Consider the following 17,042-nt stretch of genomic DNA (forward strand, 5'->3'; position numbering starts at 1 on the left):
CCTTACACATTCCGGTTGTCGTTTAGCGTCAGACTCTGCTTCAGTGCGCTCCAGCGCGCCTCGTCCTCTTCCGTAAAGGCTTTTAAGGCCGAGAGGGTAAAAATCATCAGTACCGGTTTGCCCGGCGTCTGCACGGCCAGCTGTTTTTGCCACAGGCGCTGGCCGTTACGGTCAAAGGTGGTCTCAACTTCCAGTCCGCTAATGTTTCCGTCTGGCCCGGCTTTTACGTGCTGAAATTCGCTCTGGGCGATCTCCCCCATCTGAGGGCGCAGGACTTCCCACTGACGGTGGAACTCTTGTTCGTAATCGCTACCATCCGGGATGACGCCGCGGCTGACTACCACGGACAGCCCGCTTTCGTCATCGCGAATGATGTTCATGCTGTTGTCCTGCCAGGCGGCAGGAAAAAGGGTAAAGGAACCTTCCTGGAGGGTGTATTTCATAAGTGAACTCGGGATGATTTATTAGAAAAATAAAATTAAAAGCGCTAAAATTTTTACCGCCAATATTAATTACTGCTTAGCGACTCAGAGAAATATGATCATTAGAACGTTAGCACTTTCTTTTTTTCCGCAAAAACTTTAGGGGCAGCGATATTATTAGCCGTTTGATAATTATCTTCTTTCACAGCCCGTAAAATTGCCTCGCAACTTATTGTTCGTAGCGTGACATAACTACCCTGCCCAGGCATTCCTGATTCAGAACTGGAAAGCTAAATGCCCATGCCAGCCCGCGTTCATCGGTAGGGGTGCGATATCCAACTGATTGTCCCGGCGTGTTTCCGCGAGGGATATTAGACAATTTCAGATCCGGAAAATGAGATTTGACTTGATCAAGAGTAATACATGGTTGATTAACTACGAAAGAAACCAAAGATACGCTGTTATCACCATTTCCCCATAAACGAACATCCACATTACTGATCCGTGTGCCATCAGTTAACGTAAAGGGAGCTGAAGTATAACGGTCTTCTTTCTCCTGTGTATTATTAATCAGCGGTTGGTTAAACAGTTTACTGACATCCTCAACTTGTTTACCCCACACTGATTTCATTTCTTTAATCATTTGCCACAACGAATCTTGATTCATTTTATTATGCCCTGCATAGGTAAATATTGAAAATAGTGGAAGAACAATGAGGAATGTAGCTTTAATCATCCTACTTTCCATAGAATCCTCCATAGTAATCATTATAATTTAGATTAGTCCCTGAGGCTATTTCGCCTTTACCATACACTTTTCCTATTGCTTTGGCTGCATCAATGCGAGATAACTCACCACTTACCATTTTATCATAGGCAGAATTATATGCTTTTAGGTTTTCGGCACTTCCCGCTATATCAATATCAATACCGCCGTTTGCAAGGATCTCGCGTTGTATTTTAATGTTATTCAGCGTTGCTCCACCTTCATCCATAAGCTGGCTGTTGATGAAGCTTTCCTTACTCGAAGAATCTACCGCAACAGGATAAGTTGCATGCCCTGCCTCATGTGCCAGAGTTTGCACCGTTGTGGCTGTATCTTCCATGTGTTCAGGGTCCATGACAATCAATTTGTTATTCGTATCAGCGTAACTCCCCCCTCCTGCTGCTCCCGGCTGAATAGCCCACCCTTTATCTTTTAGATCTTTTAATTGTGTCTGAAGCGTTGGTGACTTATTGATTTCCTTAACTACATCTTCACTGAAGGGCATCACATCAGAGTTGTAGGAATTATTTTGATAGACGTAACTCCCTTTTAATGGTGGCGCTGATGCAAATTTTGTTGTTGGTTTTGGTCTGGTTGCTGCTGGCGCTGAAGCTGCGGGAGCCGGATTCTTAGCACTTTTATTCGGAGAAAACTTCTCCTGCACCGCCGCATCAATATCCCCTTTATGCCCCGATCCCGGCGCCGTTGTGCCCGGCTTGGTGCCCGACGTATTCAGATGCAGCTTACCGCCTGTGGTGATATACCCATCCCCTTCCACAAAGAAGTTAAACTCTTTGCCGATCAGGTTAATTTTGCCGTTAGCGTTAAGCTCAATAGCACTCTCGCCCGAGACCAGCCGCAGCTTCGTCCCGGAAGCAATGACGTACTGCTCCACCGCTGCATCCAGCTTGCCTTTACCCGTCAGGATCTCGGTTCCGCCTTTCACGGCCTGGATCTGATTAGCCTCCACGCGATGCAGCTCATTTTTCTTCACGTAATGGCTGCGCGCGCCGCCAACGGTGTGCGTTTCATCATTTTTAACGCTGGTGTCCATGTTGCGCTCGGCCTGGATCCACACCTGCTCTGCGCCCGCCTTGTCCTCAAAGCGCAGGGCGTTGGCGTTGTCCACGGAACCGTCTTTTGTCCGGCTCATAAAGCCCATCTGCGTCGCCGCAGCCGGCAGCGCCCAGGGCGGCATGCTCGCGTCGTTGTACACGCGACCAGTAATGATCGGACGGTCCGGGTCGCCGTTGATAAAGTCCACCACCACCTCATCGCCGACGCGCGGGATTTGCACCCCGCCGTAGCCCTGGCCCGCCCACGCGCTCGACACACGCACCCAGCAGGAGCTGGTGTCATCGCCCTTCGCCAGACGGTCCCAGTGGAACTTCACCTTCACGCGACCGTATTTGTCCGTCCAGATACTCTCCCCCTGCGGCCCCACCACTTTCGCCGTCTGCGGGCCGTAGGTGCGCGGCCACGCCGTGGACTGTGCCGGACGGTAGGACACCGACGCCGGAATGACCGTGAAATCGGTGCGGTGAATGGTTTCCCCCTCACCGCTCGCGTAGCGGTTCTCCTCGAAATGGTAGCCCGCCGCCGTCACCAGATACTCGCCGTTGTCGCTGAAGAACGGCGCGTTGGTCAGGGTGAAGATGTGGCCCGGCGCAATGCCCGCCGCCGTGGCGGTGGCCTGAATCTGCTGATGCTCAACCTGCCAGCGCTCCTGACGGATGCGGGCGTAGAACTCCGCATGGCCTGTCTCCACAAAGCGACCCGGCCAGTCGTACACGTCGATGCTGCCCGGTTTCGGTGACGCCGGGTTCTGCTGCGCCTGGAACAGCCACGCATTCGGCTTGCGGAAGTCGTAGTCGTCGAGGCTGTAAATCCCCGGCGTGACGCTGTCCTCCAGCGCCCACTGGCTGATGCCCTCTTCATCCGTACTGCCGCCGGACGGCGTCTGATGGTAAGGAATGACCTCATAGCCGCTGAACGGCTGATGCTGCGTCGCGGCGTCGGTCAGCACCAGGGTGTGCTTGTCCGCCTCATGGCGGAAGTGATACGCAATCCCCTCCAGCTCCATCAGGCGGCTGATGAAGTCCAGGCTCGACTCCTGATACTGCACGCAGTAGTCCCACACCCGGTAGCTGCCGGTGAGTTTGTCTTCGAGGTTAACCTGATGCTCACCCAGCAGGGTTTTGACAATCTGCGGTACCGTCTGGCCCTGGAAGATACGCAGGTTACGGTCGCGCTTCATTGGCCACAGGTCCGGCTCCACCGTCAGCTGGTACACCGCATAGCGGGTGCCCGTCAGCTCCACGGCGCTCACCGCCACGCGGGTAATCTTGCCGTTAACATAGCGGGAGGTCAGTAGATTCTGCGTCGGGATGGTCACCGTGACCGGCTGGCCGAGCAGCCTGCTGCGGTCGATGCGCGCGTCTGTGCCGAGCACGGTCAGCGTCAGCGCGAACGACTCGGACATCGCCTCGCGGCCGGAGAGTTTCCAGAAGAGCAGCCCCTCAACCGGGAGCTGGACGGTAATTCGGTTGAGCATAATCTTTATTCCACTATGGACGAATCTCAGTGCCAGAAGTTAACTCATCTCAGTATGCAAAGCGGAAACGCCGTTGATGTGATAATGAGTAGCTGTAAGATTGACTTCGCTTGCCACAAAATAAAACTACTTTTCCTGTAGTTTCATTGAGATAAACAGTTATAAGAAAGTGTCTTCGGGGGCTCTATCGAACAATTCACCAGCCATTTTGGCGATACGTTCATGTTGTACAAGATTGTTTTTCCACTCCTGCGGAATACCGGAATAACCATATAATGCTCCAGCTATTTGTCCCGCCGTCGCCGCAACGCTGTCAGCATCATCGGCAAGGTTGGCTGCCAGCAGAATGGCATCACGGAAATTATCCGTATTCCATACGGACCACATCGCGGCTTCAAGCGTATCGATAACATAACCACTTGAACGAATCTGATCGCGAGTTTTTTGCTTATATTCACCCGCGTTGATAATCATTACGCGTGGCTGAAGCGGCATAACGTGCGGAGAAAAAACAAAATCTTTATTGCTACCGTTAATCATATGCACAAGCAAATAACTTAAATACTGCGTGCTATTGATTGCTTCCGCGGCACCGTGTGTTGCGATACATTGTTTTTTAGCTTCATAAAACGCTTTGCTTAATGACTTTCTAAAAAAAATAGAGACAGGGGCTTGTCTGATAATGGAAGCATTACCCGCAGTTTCTGGAGCAGTATTGCCGCTCCATCCTGGGCCAATTGTTAAATATTGCTCTAAAGCAAATCGCGTTGTATTACCTATATCAAAACAGACGCCATTTGAACTGTTATAACCATGCTGATACCATTCCAGAAGCTTATTCCTGAAACATATAGTATCAGCATCGCCTTTCTCAAGAAGCGTTTCCGCAAGACATAATGCCATGGATGTATCATCCGTCCATTCACCTGCACGAAGTTGAAATGGCCCACCTCCTGTCATATCTTTGACGTATGCTCTGTCACGAGGCAAAAATTCGAGCGTCGTACCTACAGCATCTCCAACAGCAAGACCAATAAGCGTACCTACCGCACGATCCCGTGATTGCGCTAGTGAGATATTACATGGTGGTGGTAAATCCCATTGTTTTTGTACATCACTATTTGAGGATGACTCTAATGGCTTATTATCATACGTATACTGCATCCTTCGCTGGACTGAAGGTCTGCTAATGGGTAAGTATTTACGATATCTATCAACATATTTTAACAAGGCATTTAAATCAGCATGTAAGTCAATCACCTTTCACCCATAATAAAAAATATTATTCATATGAAATACTAAAATTCATCAGGGAATTTCTTCATGAGGTTTTGTTTCTTTTTATTATAGTTGGTATCGACCTCATGCGGCAGCCTAACCTTTAACCCTCGGCGGATTTGATCCACAATAAACCAGGCATCTGACAACCTTTCAAAAAACAACTCATCAGAATGATCAAACTCCTTCCCTGCATACATACCGAACGTCATATCCCATAATTTCGCTCTATCCTTTTCCTTGCCTTCGATTAAATCCCGTAGAAATAATAATTGTTGTACAATAGAGTCGTACATTTGCAAAAGCGGGGATTGGGGATCACGATTCTTGACGTCTGCATATCTTTTCTGTGCTAAAGTTAATGCTCTATCAACGTAACCAAACATTGTCATTTCATTCATTGCAGTAGATTCAGTTAACTAAAAATTCCATACCTGATCGCAAGTCATCATATGCCCTCGCTTACCCTTGGTAATTCTAACTATAAAAAATTATCCTCAGGTGCTCTATCGAATAGTTTACCCGCCATTGTGGCAATACGTTCGTGTTGTACGAGTTTATCTTTCCAGTCCTGCGGGATAGCGGAATAACCATACAACGCCCCCGCTATTTGTCCCGCCGTCGCCGCAACGCTGTCAGCATCATCGGCAAGGTTGGCTGCCAGCAGAATGGCATCACGGAAATTATCCGTATTCCATACGGACCACATCGCAGCCTCAAGCGTATCGATAACATAACCACTTGAACGAATCTGATCGCGAGTTTTTTGCTTATATTCACCCGCGTTTATGATCATGTTTCTGTGCAACAAAAATAAAACCACATTTCTATGGTTTTATTTAGATGGCCATGAATTAACTTTGTCAGCTCATCGTTTTTCTATGCGAAACGTAGAAAGAATAATTTCCATACATCGTTTATTAGTTTCGTAATAATAATCCCGATGATTACGATGGGGCCCAACCACCTCAACGTAACACCATAAATCATTAATTTTGAAGATACGCATGTCGTAATAAGCCCTGATATTCTCAGCAGCGCTGACAACCTCTCCAGTACAGCTATAAAGATCGCCTGTAAACGTGAGATTGATATCATTTGGAATGCTGGCAATGTCCGACGTCGCAAGAGAGACCGCACTATCGTGACGGTTAAAACGCGCAGTTGCTACTTCGAAAATAGCCTGCGCAGAAGGATAATCAGTCTGACGGAAAAGACAGAAATTAATCACTCCATGGTTGACATTACCTAACGTGTGTTCAATTACCAGACGATTATCATCCAGTGTACTCACCTGCCATGAATCCGGAATTTTAAATCCATTGTCATTTTTGTTGCTAAGGCTAACTGTTTTCAACAGTTCTGAAAGCATCATATTGCTGCGATGCATTAAATCCCAGTTGATAGCAATCAGGAAAATAGTATCGGCGATCGAGTTGTAATCCTTAGAACCACAAGCCGTTTTCAAAAGGAAGTAATTACCTCCACCATTTACAGGATTATAATCCTTTTGCACCGTATACCGTGAAACGACCTCATCACCCGATGGCATCTTTTTAATGGACAGGATATCCGCAAATTTCCCACTTCCTGAAGGATGCGTAATTATCCTCTGGCTCAGTACTTTCTCGCCCATTAAGTCGAGCTTATTGATAAGCCAGTCTGACGCATTCATCTCCCACTGGCAGTGTTCATACGCAGCCCAGACTTCAATATAGGGGCCGGTGTCATCGGCGATGTATCGTCCAATATTCGTCAGTCCAACCTCCTGAAACGTGACCGGTTTTAACTCTGCTGGCTTAACATTCTGTGGTAACAGTAGCCAGTAATGGAACATCTCTTTTTCTCCGGAGGTATAGAGACATTTCCAGAATTTTTCCCGAATCTCTTTTTCCTGATCCTTCATCTCGAGAGGAAAAAGATATTTTTTTTCAGTAACCATAATGCAACCTCACTCGTCGCGCTTACTTAAGCCATAAACCCGAAAACATAAGGAAGCTTCCGAGGGTAATTAAGCTTTTAGCAAAGATAAGTAAGCCAGGCGCCACGGCACGTGTCATAGACGATAATTTTTCATAATTTTCTGCGTTGTATCTTTTGTGCCCCCCCATAATCCCGGAAAATAACGTGCACAGCAGGACTACTGTGACCTTTAATCCCCAGACGCACAGGAAAGACATGGATAAGATGATCGAATAATGTTTGGCCGTTGCGACGGAAAATAATGACATTGACTGAGCAAGCCATTTCAACGTAAAGCCAATGACGACTGTAGCCACTAGCACCAGAACGAACATCAACCCAGCCAGGAGCCATTGTTTTTTGTTAAATAAATCTTTTCCATTCCAGATTAGCGCTAGCGTCCAAATCATAAAGAGAATAAAGAAAAACCAATGCATTACAACGTTCCCCATTTACACATTTTAATCTCCTACCAGGACTGTAACACAGCCCGTCTTAATCACACCATCGCCACTGCCCGCCGCTGGAGAAGGCTTGCTCTCATCATCGTCATAAATCCAGTCAAGGATCGGTTTGAGAGCCAATTTGATACTGGCATCCCCTCCCAGACCAAGCGCCACTGCAAGCTCACCTGATACCTTGAGGTTAAACGAATAATCTGTACTATCAATCCAGGTTCCCACGCCAGCAGAAGCGCCAGCGCTCCCTGCACTCCCTGAAAGTTTGCCATCGGCAACGACTACGCCATAAAAATCGGCTTTAGCCGTCGCTTCTCCTTTGACCGCCGCTGCTTCTGCGCCAAGTTCCACATTAAAACCATAACGTCCTTTATTACCGTCGTACATTTCACTGACAGCCTTCGCTTCAGCGGTTGCCAGATACACGTCCCCACCAACCCCGCCGTATTGCTCCCCTTCTTTTCCAATGCTACCCGAGGCGCCATATTGTATCGCGGTAGCGTTAGCATTGAGGTTGATAGCCCCGTAATCGGCCCTATCTGTCACTAACGTGCCGCTGGCATTCGCCACCCCTACTTTTGTACGAACCTCGCCTTTATATTTATCCTGGCTTTTTGTATTCCCGACCGTGATATCGGCAAGCGCGAATCCGGCTGAAGCCGTATCGGGTTTTCCAAAGCCGGATTTATCTTCAAGACTTGCATAGGCGCCGAGCACCCGGGCGTCGTAAACATCACCATGTATAGCACCATCTTTACCCGCACCCTTCGCCGCCGTTCCTCCCCAATATTGCGGAGGTGCAGGTTGAGTGGTTGCGACCGCAGGGGTCGCTGAAGTATTGCAACCCGTCTTGTCGCCTTCCCTGGCGAGAGGTAAACCGTTCACAAATACCGTTGTTGAACCGCTGAGAATACTTCCCTGACCATGTTGAGAACATGAAAGCGGGTCGCCTTTTCGTGCCGCCGGAAATCCGCCAATAATTACGTTGGGACTTCCGCTTTGAATTGGGCCAGTATGTGCGCTGGAATCAATGCGCGCTCTGGCGGCTGGTTTTCCCATAATAGCGTTCTCTGTACGCAGATTAACTGTTAACTTTTACAATCGCGCCCTTAATATCGGTAAGGTTAGTTCCCGTTATACTCACCGTATCATTTGCCTTGAGCTCGGTATTGATCCCATCACCCAGTTTTGTAAGCTCTTCACCTTTGAAGATGGCTTGTTCCACAGCCTCTGCTTTGAGGTTGCCTTGGCCTACGTGAATCTCAATGGTATCCGGGGCGATCAGAATATAGTTGTCTTTAACTTTTAGTTTAATCGTGGTCACAGATTCCAGCAGCGCGTTACCTTCTTTATCCATGGTCAAGACGGTTTGATCTTTCCCAACGTTTATAACGTGCTTGTTACCAATATTATGCGTTTCATTATTACCTACATCTGATTTCTGGTTCCGCTTAATCGTTATATTCTCATCCTGTCCGATGGTTTTTCTACGATCGACACCGACATCATGAGTTTCAGAATTTTCTATATCCGTATCCATATTTTTTTCTGCATGGATCCAGATCTGCTCGTGCCCGGCTTTATCTTCAAAACGGAGAATATTGGCATTGTCTTTATGGCCATCTTTGCTGCGGCTATAAAAGCCCATCTGCGTCGCCGCGGCCGGCAGCGCCCACGGCGGCATGCTCGCGTCGTTGTACACGCGCCCGGTAATGATCGGACGGTCCGGGTCGCCGTTGATAAAGTCCACCACCACCTCATCACCGACGCGCGGGATCTGCACCCCGCCGTAGCCCTGGCCCGCCCAGGCGCTCGACACGCGCACCCAGCAGGAGCTGGTGTCATCGCCTTTCGCCAGACGGTCCCAGTGGAACTTCACCTTCACCCGGCCGTATTTGTCCGTCCAGATACTCTCGCCCTGCGGCCCGACCACTTTCGCCGTCTGCGGGCCGTAGGTGCGCGGCCACGCCGTGCTCTGCGCCGGACGGTACGACACTGACGCCGGGATAACGGTGAAATCGGTGCGGTGAATGGTTTCCCCCTCGCCGCTCGCGTAGCGGTTCTCCTCGAAGTGATAGCCCGCCGCCGTCACCAGATACTCGCCGTTATCGCTGAAGAACGGCGCGTTGGTCAGGGTGAAGGTGTGGCCCGGCGCAATGCCCGCTGCCGTGGCTGTGGCCTGAATCTGCTGATGCTCAACCTGCCAGCGCTCCTGACGGATGCGGGCGTAGAACTCCGCATGGCCTGTCTCCACAAAGCGACCCGGCCAGTCGTACACGTCGATGCTGCCCGGTTTCGGGGACGCCGGGTTCTGCTGCGCCTGGAACAGCCACGCGTTCGGCTTGCGGAAGTCATAGTCGTCGAGGCTGTATATCCCCGGCGTCACGCTGTCCTCCAGTGCCCACTGACTAATCCCCTCTTCGTCAGTGCTGCCACCGGACAGCGTCTGGTGGTAAGGAATGACCTCATAGCCGCTGAACGGCTGATGCTGCGTCGCGGCGTCGGTCAGTACCAGGGTATGCTTGTCCGCCTCATGGCGGAAGTGATACGCAATCCCCTCCAGCTCCATCAGGCGGCTGATGAAGTCCAGGCTCGACTCCTGATACTGCACGCAGTAGTCCCACACCCGGTAGCTGCCGGTGAGTTTATCCTCAACGTTAACCTGATGCTCAGCCAGCAGGGTTTTGACAATCTGCGGTACCGTCTGGCCCTGGAAGATACGCAGGTTACGGTCGCGCTTCATCGGCCACAGGTCCGGCTCCACCGTCAGCTGGTACACCGCATAGCGGGTGCCCGTCAGCTCCACGGCGCTCACCGCCACGCGCGTCACCTTGCCGTTGATATAGCGGGGGGTAAGCAGGTTCTGCGTGGGGATGGTCACCGTGACCGGCTGGCCCAGCAGCCTGCTGCGGTCAATGCGCGCGTCTGTGCCGAGAAGGGTCAGCGTCAGCGCGAACGACTCGGACATCGCCTCGCGGCCGGAGAGTTTCCAGAAGAGCAGCCCCTCCACCGGGAGCTGGACGGTAATTCGGTTGAGCATAATCTTTATTCCGTAATGGTTTATGCTGGGAACGTTTATGAACGTAAAGCTAATTTCGACGAGGTGGATTTGGATTGATGCAATGCTGGGTTGATTTGTCTGGAGGTACGAACTTTCGTTTTTATAAATCCAAAGAGTGCAGGCTTTTGGAAGCTCCGGAAAAAACCTTATCTCTGGCTTTCATGAAAGTTGAGCAATCACTTAACCGGCGCAGGTGGCCACACGCCCCCTTTCTGAATAAGTTTCTCTTTTATTTCGTTTAATTTCTCGTATTGCTCACTGCCTCGCTCGAGTCCATTAAGCGCGTCCGCGAGCGCATTGCTCATCGACCAGCCATTTTTGGCCTTAATTGACGGATCCGCTCCACGATCGAGCAGCAACAAGACATGATCGTAAGCCTGGTTATCCAGCGCATCAAACACCAGCGTTTTACCCAGTGAGTTGGTTGAGTTGACGTCAGCACCGCGATCGAGCATGGCTTCCAGCGTCTCTGTATTTTTCGCTTTTAGCGACTGGAAGATGATGGGTTCGTGGAAAACCTTATCTTTCACGTTGGGTAAGAGGCCACCGTCCAGCATCGCGTCGATCCAGTCCGCACTGTCTCCCTTTAGGGCAAATTCGGCAGGACTGCTTTTTCCCTGCGGTCGAGGCTGGAGCGGATCTGCGCCAGCCTTAACAAGCAACGTAATCACCTTTAAATGGGGCGATGTCTTTTTATCATTAATCGCGTTGCCGATGGCCCAAAAAAGCAGGGTCATATCCTGCTTTCCCGGTTTATTAAGATCGCTGTCTGGTGCAAGCGTCTTCACCGCGTCGACATCGCCTTCTTCAATCGCTTTCGCCAGTTCAAGCTGCTGACCGCTGAAGTAGTCCTGTGGATTAAGGTCCATATCCTGCTTACACCCCTGAATCATGAATAAAAAACATAACGCGACAAAAGCCATCAACCCTTTTTTCACAATCGACTCCCGATTATCGAAATATCCTCATCCTTCTGTTGCTCTATGCAATCAATCGCCTGATTAATCCCGTGGCGGTCCAGCGCACTTCCGGTTCCACCGGGAAGGTCATGGGGTATTCCGGCAGCATTAGGGCTCAGCGCAGAGATTTCCTCTTTGAGGATCCACGAAGGGACATGCCCTTTCATCGTTTTCAGATCTTCCCAGGGGTTAACTTCCTGAATCTTCGTCAGCAGTTCACCTTCAACCCGATACGCCTGGATATTATCCGTACTGCCTAATATCTTACCGCCGTATTTTTCTACGGTTCCGGCATTGAGGCCGGCGGCGTTAAACGTCCACCCCGCTTTCCCGCTGCCCATAGAGGTTGCAGAGGCGAGACCACCGCCAAGGGAATGACCGGCAATATCAATATTCTGGCCTGACCTTGCCAGCTCCTTACCGATACTCACGGCCTTTTTATAATAATCTGAAGCCATACCCATGCCCTGTGAGAAGTTGTTCGACCAGTCAGCCCCGTTTACCACCGGCGCCAGTTCCCCTTTGGTCAGTAGAGAGGAGACATTCTCAGACAGAGAGGCGAAGCCAGGCTCGCGCGATCCCCTGAATACCAGCGTGGGGTTCATATCTGCACCAAACACTTCCGGCTTCGGTTGATAGACGCGCGCCAGAAAATTGGGGGACGTATCATCGTCAAAGAGCATGGATTTGTTCAGCCCGAACTTTCCTAACAGCGCATCGTCATTACTGATATCCGTCCATCCCTCCGGCACGCCCGGTGTGGTTTCCAGCGGGTTCACGGTCTTATAAATATTTTCCGCAAGCTTCGCTTTTTCCACCGCGATATTATTCGCCGCCAGACGTTTCGCGGCGATCTGGGCATCCGGATAAAGGCTATTGCTCCCCTTCGCGATCAGATCTTTACGCGCCTGCCAGCGTTCTGCTTTGGTCATCTTCTGAAGCTGCCCGGCATAGGTTTTACCGTCCTTGCCCGGAGTAGGTTCATCCGGCACCTGTGCCGTTTTAGATTTCACCACCTGTTTTGGCAGTACCGTTGGCGCAGGGCGAGATCCGTACGTTCTAACCATGGTTTCGTAGCGGTCAACAATCGTACTCACCGGATACCAGCCCAGGCCGACCAGCGAGGCAGCCTGGAGTTGCCCTTTGGCGTTGATATAAAAAATTTCCGTTACTGATGACCAGTCACGAAAACTTTCGTCAATGGCAACCACTCTGCCCATCTCTAAATCCTGCGCGATCAGCGTACGGGTATCGCGCCCGGACTGATATGGATTCGCACCGGTGATCGTGCGCAGCAGATCGTAGCGCGTGAAGAGTGAGCGCAGCGAATGGTCGGGAACCGACATAATCCACTGTCCGGCAACGGACGGGCGGATTATTTTCGCAAACAGCGCTGGCGAGACGTTCTCGTGGAACAGATAGACAAACTTGATGTTATACATTCGCTCCGTCCTGTTACCCGCAGGCTTACGGATTCACCAGCCAGGTGCCTGGCTTCGCAATATCCAGCGTCTGGGTACGCGTTCTTCCATTGCCTTCCAGTTCAATGCGGGTCTCGCCCGCAGGCAATTTCAGCGATGCGTAACCGTTATTCCCCGGACGCAGCGCTTTAGACTCGCCGTTCACCTTCAGCGTCTCGCCATCAAGCATGCGGATGTAGACCAGCGCGACCGGGCTGGCGTCGACAGGCGGCGCACTCTGCTGCGCCGTAGCAGGTGGCGCACTCTGCTGCGCCGTAGCAGGTGGCGCTACCGGCTCGCTCACGTCTGCCGTTGCCGGTCTGGTTTCCGATTGGGATGAGGTCTCAGCCGGAGGGCTCACGGCAGGGGTTTGCGCCGTCTGCTCTGGCGTTTCCTGACTGCCGCCGCCGAACAGCATCGCACCGGCAACCACCCCAACCAGCACGCCCGCGGCCACCAGCCCCGGAAGCTTGTAACGTCGCCAGTCCAGCGCGGAAGCAGATGCCTCCTCTTCCACCGGCACCAGCATCGTGCCGGTCTTCTTCGCGGTCAGCACCTCGTCGATACCGGCGACGGGCATCTCGATCAGCGCCGCGAACTCCTCAATGGATTGCGGACGGTCTTCCATATGCAGCGCCAGCGCCTTGTCGATGGCCTGTAGCAGCGGGATGGAATAGCCCTGCGGCATCAGCTCCACCAGCGGTTTGCAGGTGTCCTGAATCGAGCGCACCACGCTGACCGGTGGCGGAGAGCCCACGATGAGGGTGCGCAATACGGCGCCGAGCGCGTAGATATCCGTCCACGGCCCCTGCTCGCTTTCATTGTCGTCGGTATACTGCTCGATAGGCGCGAAGCCCGGACGCAGCATGGTTTCCGTCTCATCCGAGAGATTACCGATGGTGCGGCGCGCCGATCCGAAATCGAGCAGCACCGGCAGGCCGTTATCCTGAATCTGAATGTTATCCAGCGAGATGTCGCGGTGTAGATAACCCTCGTCGTGGATCGTTTTGATGGCGCCGAAGAGCATTGGCAGCATGCGGCGGATCCACGCCTCGTTAATCAGCTCCGGTTTCTCTTCGCGCAGACGCGACAGCGTGGTACCGCTGTAAAACAGCGTCCCCATATAGGCCGTGTCGTTTTGCACCCAGAAACGCAGTACGTGCAGCAGGTTCGGGTGGTTAAAGCGCGCCAGCAGGCGGGCTTCCTGGATGAAGCTGTTCAGACCGGCAGAAAACGCTTTGCCGAAGCGCTCGCTGCGCAGCACCAGCGTCATATCCTCGCCGCGCACGGCGAGGGAGGAAGGCATAAATTCTTTGATAGCGATAGTGCGTTCGAGCTGGTGATCCCAGGCGCGATAGACGATGCCGAATCCGCCGCCGCCAATCACCTCTTTTATCTCAAACTCATTGAAACGGTACCCGACCGGGAGCGCGTTTGGGACAGTCCGATTGTTATCATTATCCGTCATCTTTTACAGTTCTCTTGATGATTATTACGCGGCAAACTGACAGTGGAACTCGCCCTGCTCGCAGGTGACATGCAGACGTCGGTACTGCTGGTCGCTGCGGCTGGCGGTAAGTAAAATCTGGCTCATCTGAGGCAGCAACGTATTGGTCAGAATCGCATCCACCATACGCCCGCCCGACTCAACCTCGGTACAGCGCTGAACAATCTGTTCGACCACGCTGTCGTCAAATTCAGAAATAATGTTGTGATTCTCTTCCAGACGACGCTGAATGCGCCTGAGCTGAAGACGCACAATCTGCCCCAGCATCTCGTCGCTGAGCGGGTAGTACGGCACCACCAGCAGACGGCCCAGCAGCGCCGGTGGGAACACCTCCAGCAGCGGCTGGCGCAGCGCGCCGCTTAAGGCCTCAGGCTCCGGCATGAGGTCCGGATCGGCGCACATGGCGCTAATCAGCTCGGTGCCGACGTTGGAGGTCAGAATAATAATGGTGTTGCGGAAATCAATATGGCGCCCCTCGCCGTCTTCCATCCAGCCTTTGTCGAAGATCTGGAAGAAGATCTCGTGGACGTCCGGGTGCGCTTTCTCAATTTCGTCCAGCAGCACGACGCTGTATGGACGGCGGCGGACGGCCTCGGTTAATACCCCGCCTTCACCATACCCTACGTACCCCGGAGGCGCACCTTTTAAGGTGGAGACGGTGTGCGCTTCCTGGAACTCGCTCATGTTGATGGTGATGACGTTCTGCTCGCCGCCGTACAGGGATTCGGCGAGCGCCAGCGCGGTTTCGGTTTTACCGACGCCGGACGGACCGCACAGCATAAAGACGCCCACCGGCTTGTTCGGATCATCAAGCTTCGCCCGCGAGGTTTTCACGCGGCGGGCAATCAGATCCAGACCGTGACGCTGGCCAATAACACGCTGGTTCAGCGTGTCGGCAAGGTTCAGAACCGCGTCGATCTCGTTTTTCACCATCCGGCCCAGCGGGATCCCGGTCCAGTCTGAGACCACCGCAGCCACCACGTTCTCATCCACCGCGGCAAACAGCAGCGGTTCGTCACCCTGTAAGATCTTCAGCGCCTGCTGCTGTTCTGCCAGCTGGCCGCGCAGCTCGGCGGTATCTTCTTCGCCCGCCGCGAAAAGCGCGGCGCGCAGGCGGATAATCTCCTGCACCAGGCTGCGCTCTTCTTCCCAGCGTCGGGCCAGGGCTTCGCGTTTTGTCTCATACGCGTCGCGTTCGGCGCGTAATGCCGTGACGCGCTCGGCATCACCGGCCGCCACGCGCGCTTCGCGTTCTGCGATCTCAATTTCCACATCCAGCGCGGCAAGATGGCGCAGGCAGTCTTCCAGCTGAGCAGGCGGCGCGCTCTGGCTGACGGCCACGCGCGCGCAGGCGGTATCCAGCAGCGCCACCGCTTTATCCGGTAGCTGACGCGCAGGGATATAGCGATGCGACAGTTTCACCGCCGCGCTGACCGCTTCGTCGAGGAGTAAAACCTGATGATGGGTTTCCAGCGGCGACACGGTGCTACGCAGCATCAGTACGGCTTTCGCTTCATCCGGCTCGTGAACCTGTACGGTCTGGAAGCGGCGGGTCAGCGCAGGATCTTTCTCAATGTATTTTTTGTATTCCGCCCAGGTGGTCGCGCCGATGGTGCGCAGTTGCCCGCGCGCCAGGGCTGGCTTGAGCAGGTTAGCGGCATCGCCGGTGCCCTGCTGTCCGCCTGCGCCAATCAGGGTGTGGATCTCATCGATAAACAGAATAATTGGCGTGGCGCTGGACTGCACCTCGTTAATCAGCGCCTGGAGGCGCGCCTCAAATTCCCCTTTCATGCCCGCTCCGGCCTGAAGCATGCCGATATCCAGCAGCCACAGCTGAACGTTTTGCAGCGGCTCCGGCACGTCGCCGTCGGCGATACGCAGCGCTAGCCCTTCCACCACTGCGGTTTTCCCGACGCCGGCTTCCCCGGTCAGCAGGGGGTTGTTCTGGCGACGACGCATCAGGATATCGACCATCTGGCGGATCTCTTCATCGCGCCCCACCACCGGGTCAATCTTGCCTTCCCGGGCGCGCGCCGTCAGATCCTGACCATACTGCGCCAGCGTGCCCTGCGCAGCCGGTACTGCCCCGGCAGGCGCGTCCGCAGCGGCGGCGGCCTGCTGGCTCTCTTTGCTGCTGGCGCAAATGGCGTCGAACTGCTCGACCAGCACCTCAACGTTAAGACGGGTGAACTGCGCCGAAATACTTTTCAGCACGTTAGCCAGATTCCACGTTTTCAATATGCCGATCAGCAAATGGCCGCCGCGGATGCGGCTGACGCCAAACTTCAGCGAGCCGTAGACCCAGGCGCGCTCGACGGCGCTGTCGATATGCTCGGAAAGATCAGACACGGAACTCGCGCCACGCGGCAGGGCATCCAGCGCCGCCACGATATCGCGCGTCAGCTGCTGTTCATCAAGGGCGAAGTGACGGATGACCTGTTGCAGATCGCCATCCTGCTGCTGCATCAGCTGATGCAGCCAGTGCACCAGCTCAACGTACGGGTTGCCGCGCAGCTTACAGAAGGCAGTCGCGCTTTCCAGAGAGGTAAATAACAGCGTATCCAGTTTGCCGAAAAGCACGGCACGGCTAATTTCTGACATGTTAGTTTCCATTA

General features: G+C 53.0%; 13 protein-coding genes and 1 pseudogene. All 14 read right to left on the reverse strand.

Features of this window, described 5'->3' with window-relative positions; genetic code table 11:
• Positions 1-2: 2 nt before the first annotated feature.
• Positions 3-443: a DcrB-related protein gene (locus O1724_RS13385; protein ID WP_023314292.1), complete on the reverse strand. Its 441-nt coding sequence runs from the start codon at positions 441-443 to the stop codon at positions 3-5.
• A 208-nt stretch (positions 444-651) separates the two neighbouring features.
• A complete protein-coding gene (locus O1724_RS13390; RefSeq protein ID WP_223831766.1) occupies positions 652-1,158 on the reverse strand; it encodes a hypothetical protein in 507 nt (168 codons plus the stop codon).
• A 1-nt stretch (position 1,159) separates the two neighbouring features.
• On the reverse strand, positions 1,160-3,742 hold the full coding sequence (locus tag O1724_RS13395) for a type VI secretion system Vgr family protein (protein ID WP_214595479.1): 2,583 nt from the start codon (positions 3,740-3,742) through the stop codon (positions 1,160-1,162).
• A gap of 159 nt (positions 3,743-3,901) precedes the next feature.
• The gene (gene tri1 / locus O1724_RS13400; RefSeq protein ID WP_032634185.1) at positions 3,902-5,002 is read right to left on the reverse strand and encodes an ADP-ribosylarginine hydrolase Tri1; all 1,101 of its coding nucleotides are present in this window, start codon (positions 5,000-5,002) and stop codon (positions 3,902-3,904) included.
• Between the two features lie 38 nt (positions 5,003-5,040).
• Positions 5,041-5,421, reverse strand: a complete 381-nt coding sequence (locus O1724_RS13405) for an immunity protein Tsi6 family protein (RefSeq protein ID WP_022651396.1) — start codon at positions 5,419-5,421, stop codon at positions 5,041-5,043.
• Positions 5,422-5,501: 80 nt separating this feature from the next.
• A pseudogene (locus O1724_RS13410) lies at positions 5,502-5,825 on the reverse strand (ADP-ribosylglycohydrolase family protein); the annotation flags it as partial.
• Between the two features lie 63 nt (positions 5,826-5,888).
• Entirely contained in the window at positions 5,889-6,962 is a 1,074-nt protein-coding gene (locus tag O1724_RS13415; protein WP_045895848.1) for a hypothetical protein, read from the reverse strand.
• 22 nt (positions 6,963-6,984) lie between these two features.
• Entirely contained in the window at positions 6,985-7,419 is a 435-nt protein-coding gene (locus tag O1724_RS13420; RefSeq protein WP_022651399.1) for a hypothetical protein, read from the reverse strand.
• Positions 7,420-7,443: 24 nt separating this feature from the next.
• The gene (locus tag O1724_RS13425) at positions 7,444-8,499 is read right to left on the reverse strand and encodes a PAAR domain-containing protein (RefSeq protein WP_049125430.1); all 1,056 of its coding nucleotides are present in this window, start codon (positions 8,497-8,499) and stop codon (positions 7,444-7,446) included.
• A gap of 22 nt (positions 8,500-8,521) precedes the next feature.
• Entirely contained in the window at positions 8,522-10,480 is a 1,959-nt protein-coding gene (locus O1724_RS13430) for a type VI secretion system Vgr family protein (protein WP_061856472.1), read from the reverse strand.
• A gap of 197 nt (positions 10,481-10,677) precedes the next feature.
• Complete coding sequence (locus O1724_RS13435) at positions 10,678-11,424, reverse strand: ankyrin repeat domain-containing protein (protein WP_176691011.1); 747 nt, start codon at positions 11,422-11,424, stop codon at positions 10,678-10,680.
• Between the two features lie 11 nt (positions 11,425-11,435).
• Positions 11,436-12,902 (reverse strand): Tle-like phospholipase domain-containing protein, encoded by a 1,467-nt coding sequence (locus tag O1724_RS13440; protein ID WP_003859977.1) that lies wholly within the window; start codon positions 12,900-12,902, stop codon positions 11,436-11,438.
• Between the two features lie 25 nt (positions 12,903-12,927).
• Positions 12,928-14,388: a serine/threonine protein kinase gene (locus tag O1724_RS13445; RefSeq protein WP_063937655.1), complete on the reverse strand. Its 1,461-nt coding sequence runs from the start codon at positions 14,386-14,388 to the stop codon at positions 12,928-12,930.
• Positions 14,389-14,412: 24 nt separating this feature from the next.
• Positions 14,413-17,028 (reverse strand): type VI secretion system ATPase TssH, encoded by a 2,616-nt coding sequence (gene tssH / locus O1724_RS13450; protein ID WP_126296974.1) that lies wholly within the window; start codon positions 17,026-17,028, stop codon positions 14,413-14,415.
• Positions 17,029-17,042 lie beyond the last annotated feature (14 nt).

Source organism: Enterobacter cloacae complex sp. HYC074_NIDB (assembly GCF_056673345.1).

Coding starts and splice junctions, on each gene's coding strand:
- O1724_RS13385 (WP_023314292.1), bottom strand. CDS start 443: ATGAAATACACCCTCCAGGAAGGTTCCTTTACCCTTTTTCCTGCCGCC.
- O1724_RS13390 (WP_223831766.1), bottom strand. CDS start 1,158: ATGATTAAAGCTACATTCCTCATTGTTCTTCCACTATTTTCAATATTT.
- O1724_RS13395 (WP_214595479.1), bottom strand. CDS start 3,742: ATGCTCAACCGAATTACCGTCCAGCTCCCGGTTGAGGGGCTGCTCTTC.
- O1724_RS13405 (WP_022651396.1), bottom strand. CDS start 5,421: ATGAATGAAATGACAATGTTTGGTTACGTTGATAGAGCATTAACTTTA.
- O1724_RS13415 (WP_045895848.1), bottom strand. CDS start 6,962: ATGGTTACTGAAAAAAAATATCTTTTTCCTCTCGAGATGAAGGATCAG.
- O1724_RS13420 (WP_022651399.1), bottom strand. CDS start 7,419: ATGCATTGGTTTTTCTTTATTCTCTTTATGATTTGGACGCTAGCGCTA.
- O1724_RS13425 (WP_049125430.1), bottom strand. CDS start 8,499: ATGGGAAAACCAGCCGCCAGAGCGCGCATTGATTCCAGCGCACATACT.
- O1724_RS13430 (WP_061856472.1), bottom strand. CDS start 10,480: ATGCTCAACCGAATTACCGTCCAGCTCCCGGTGGAGGGGCTGCTCTTC.
- O1724_RS13435 (WP_176691011.1), bottom strand. CDS start 11,424: ATGGCTTTTGTCGCGTTATGTTTTTTATTCATGATTCAGGGGTGTAAG.
- O1724_RS13440 (WP_003859977.1), bottom strand. CDS start 12,902: ATGTATAACATCAAGTTTGTCTATCTGTTCCACGAGAACGTCTCGCCA.
- O1724_RS13445 (WP_063937655.1), bottom strand. CDS start 14,388: ATGACGGATAATGATAACAATCGGACTGTCCCAAACGCGCTCCCGGTC.
- tssH (WP_126296974.1), bottom strand. CDS start 17,028: ATGTCAGAAATTAGCCGTGCCGTGCTTTTCGGCAAACTGGATACGCTG.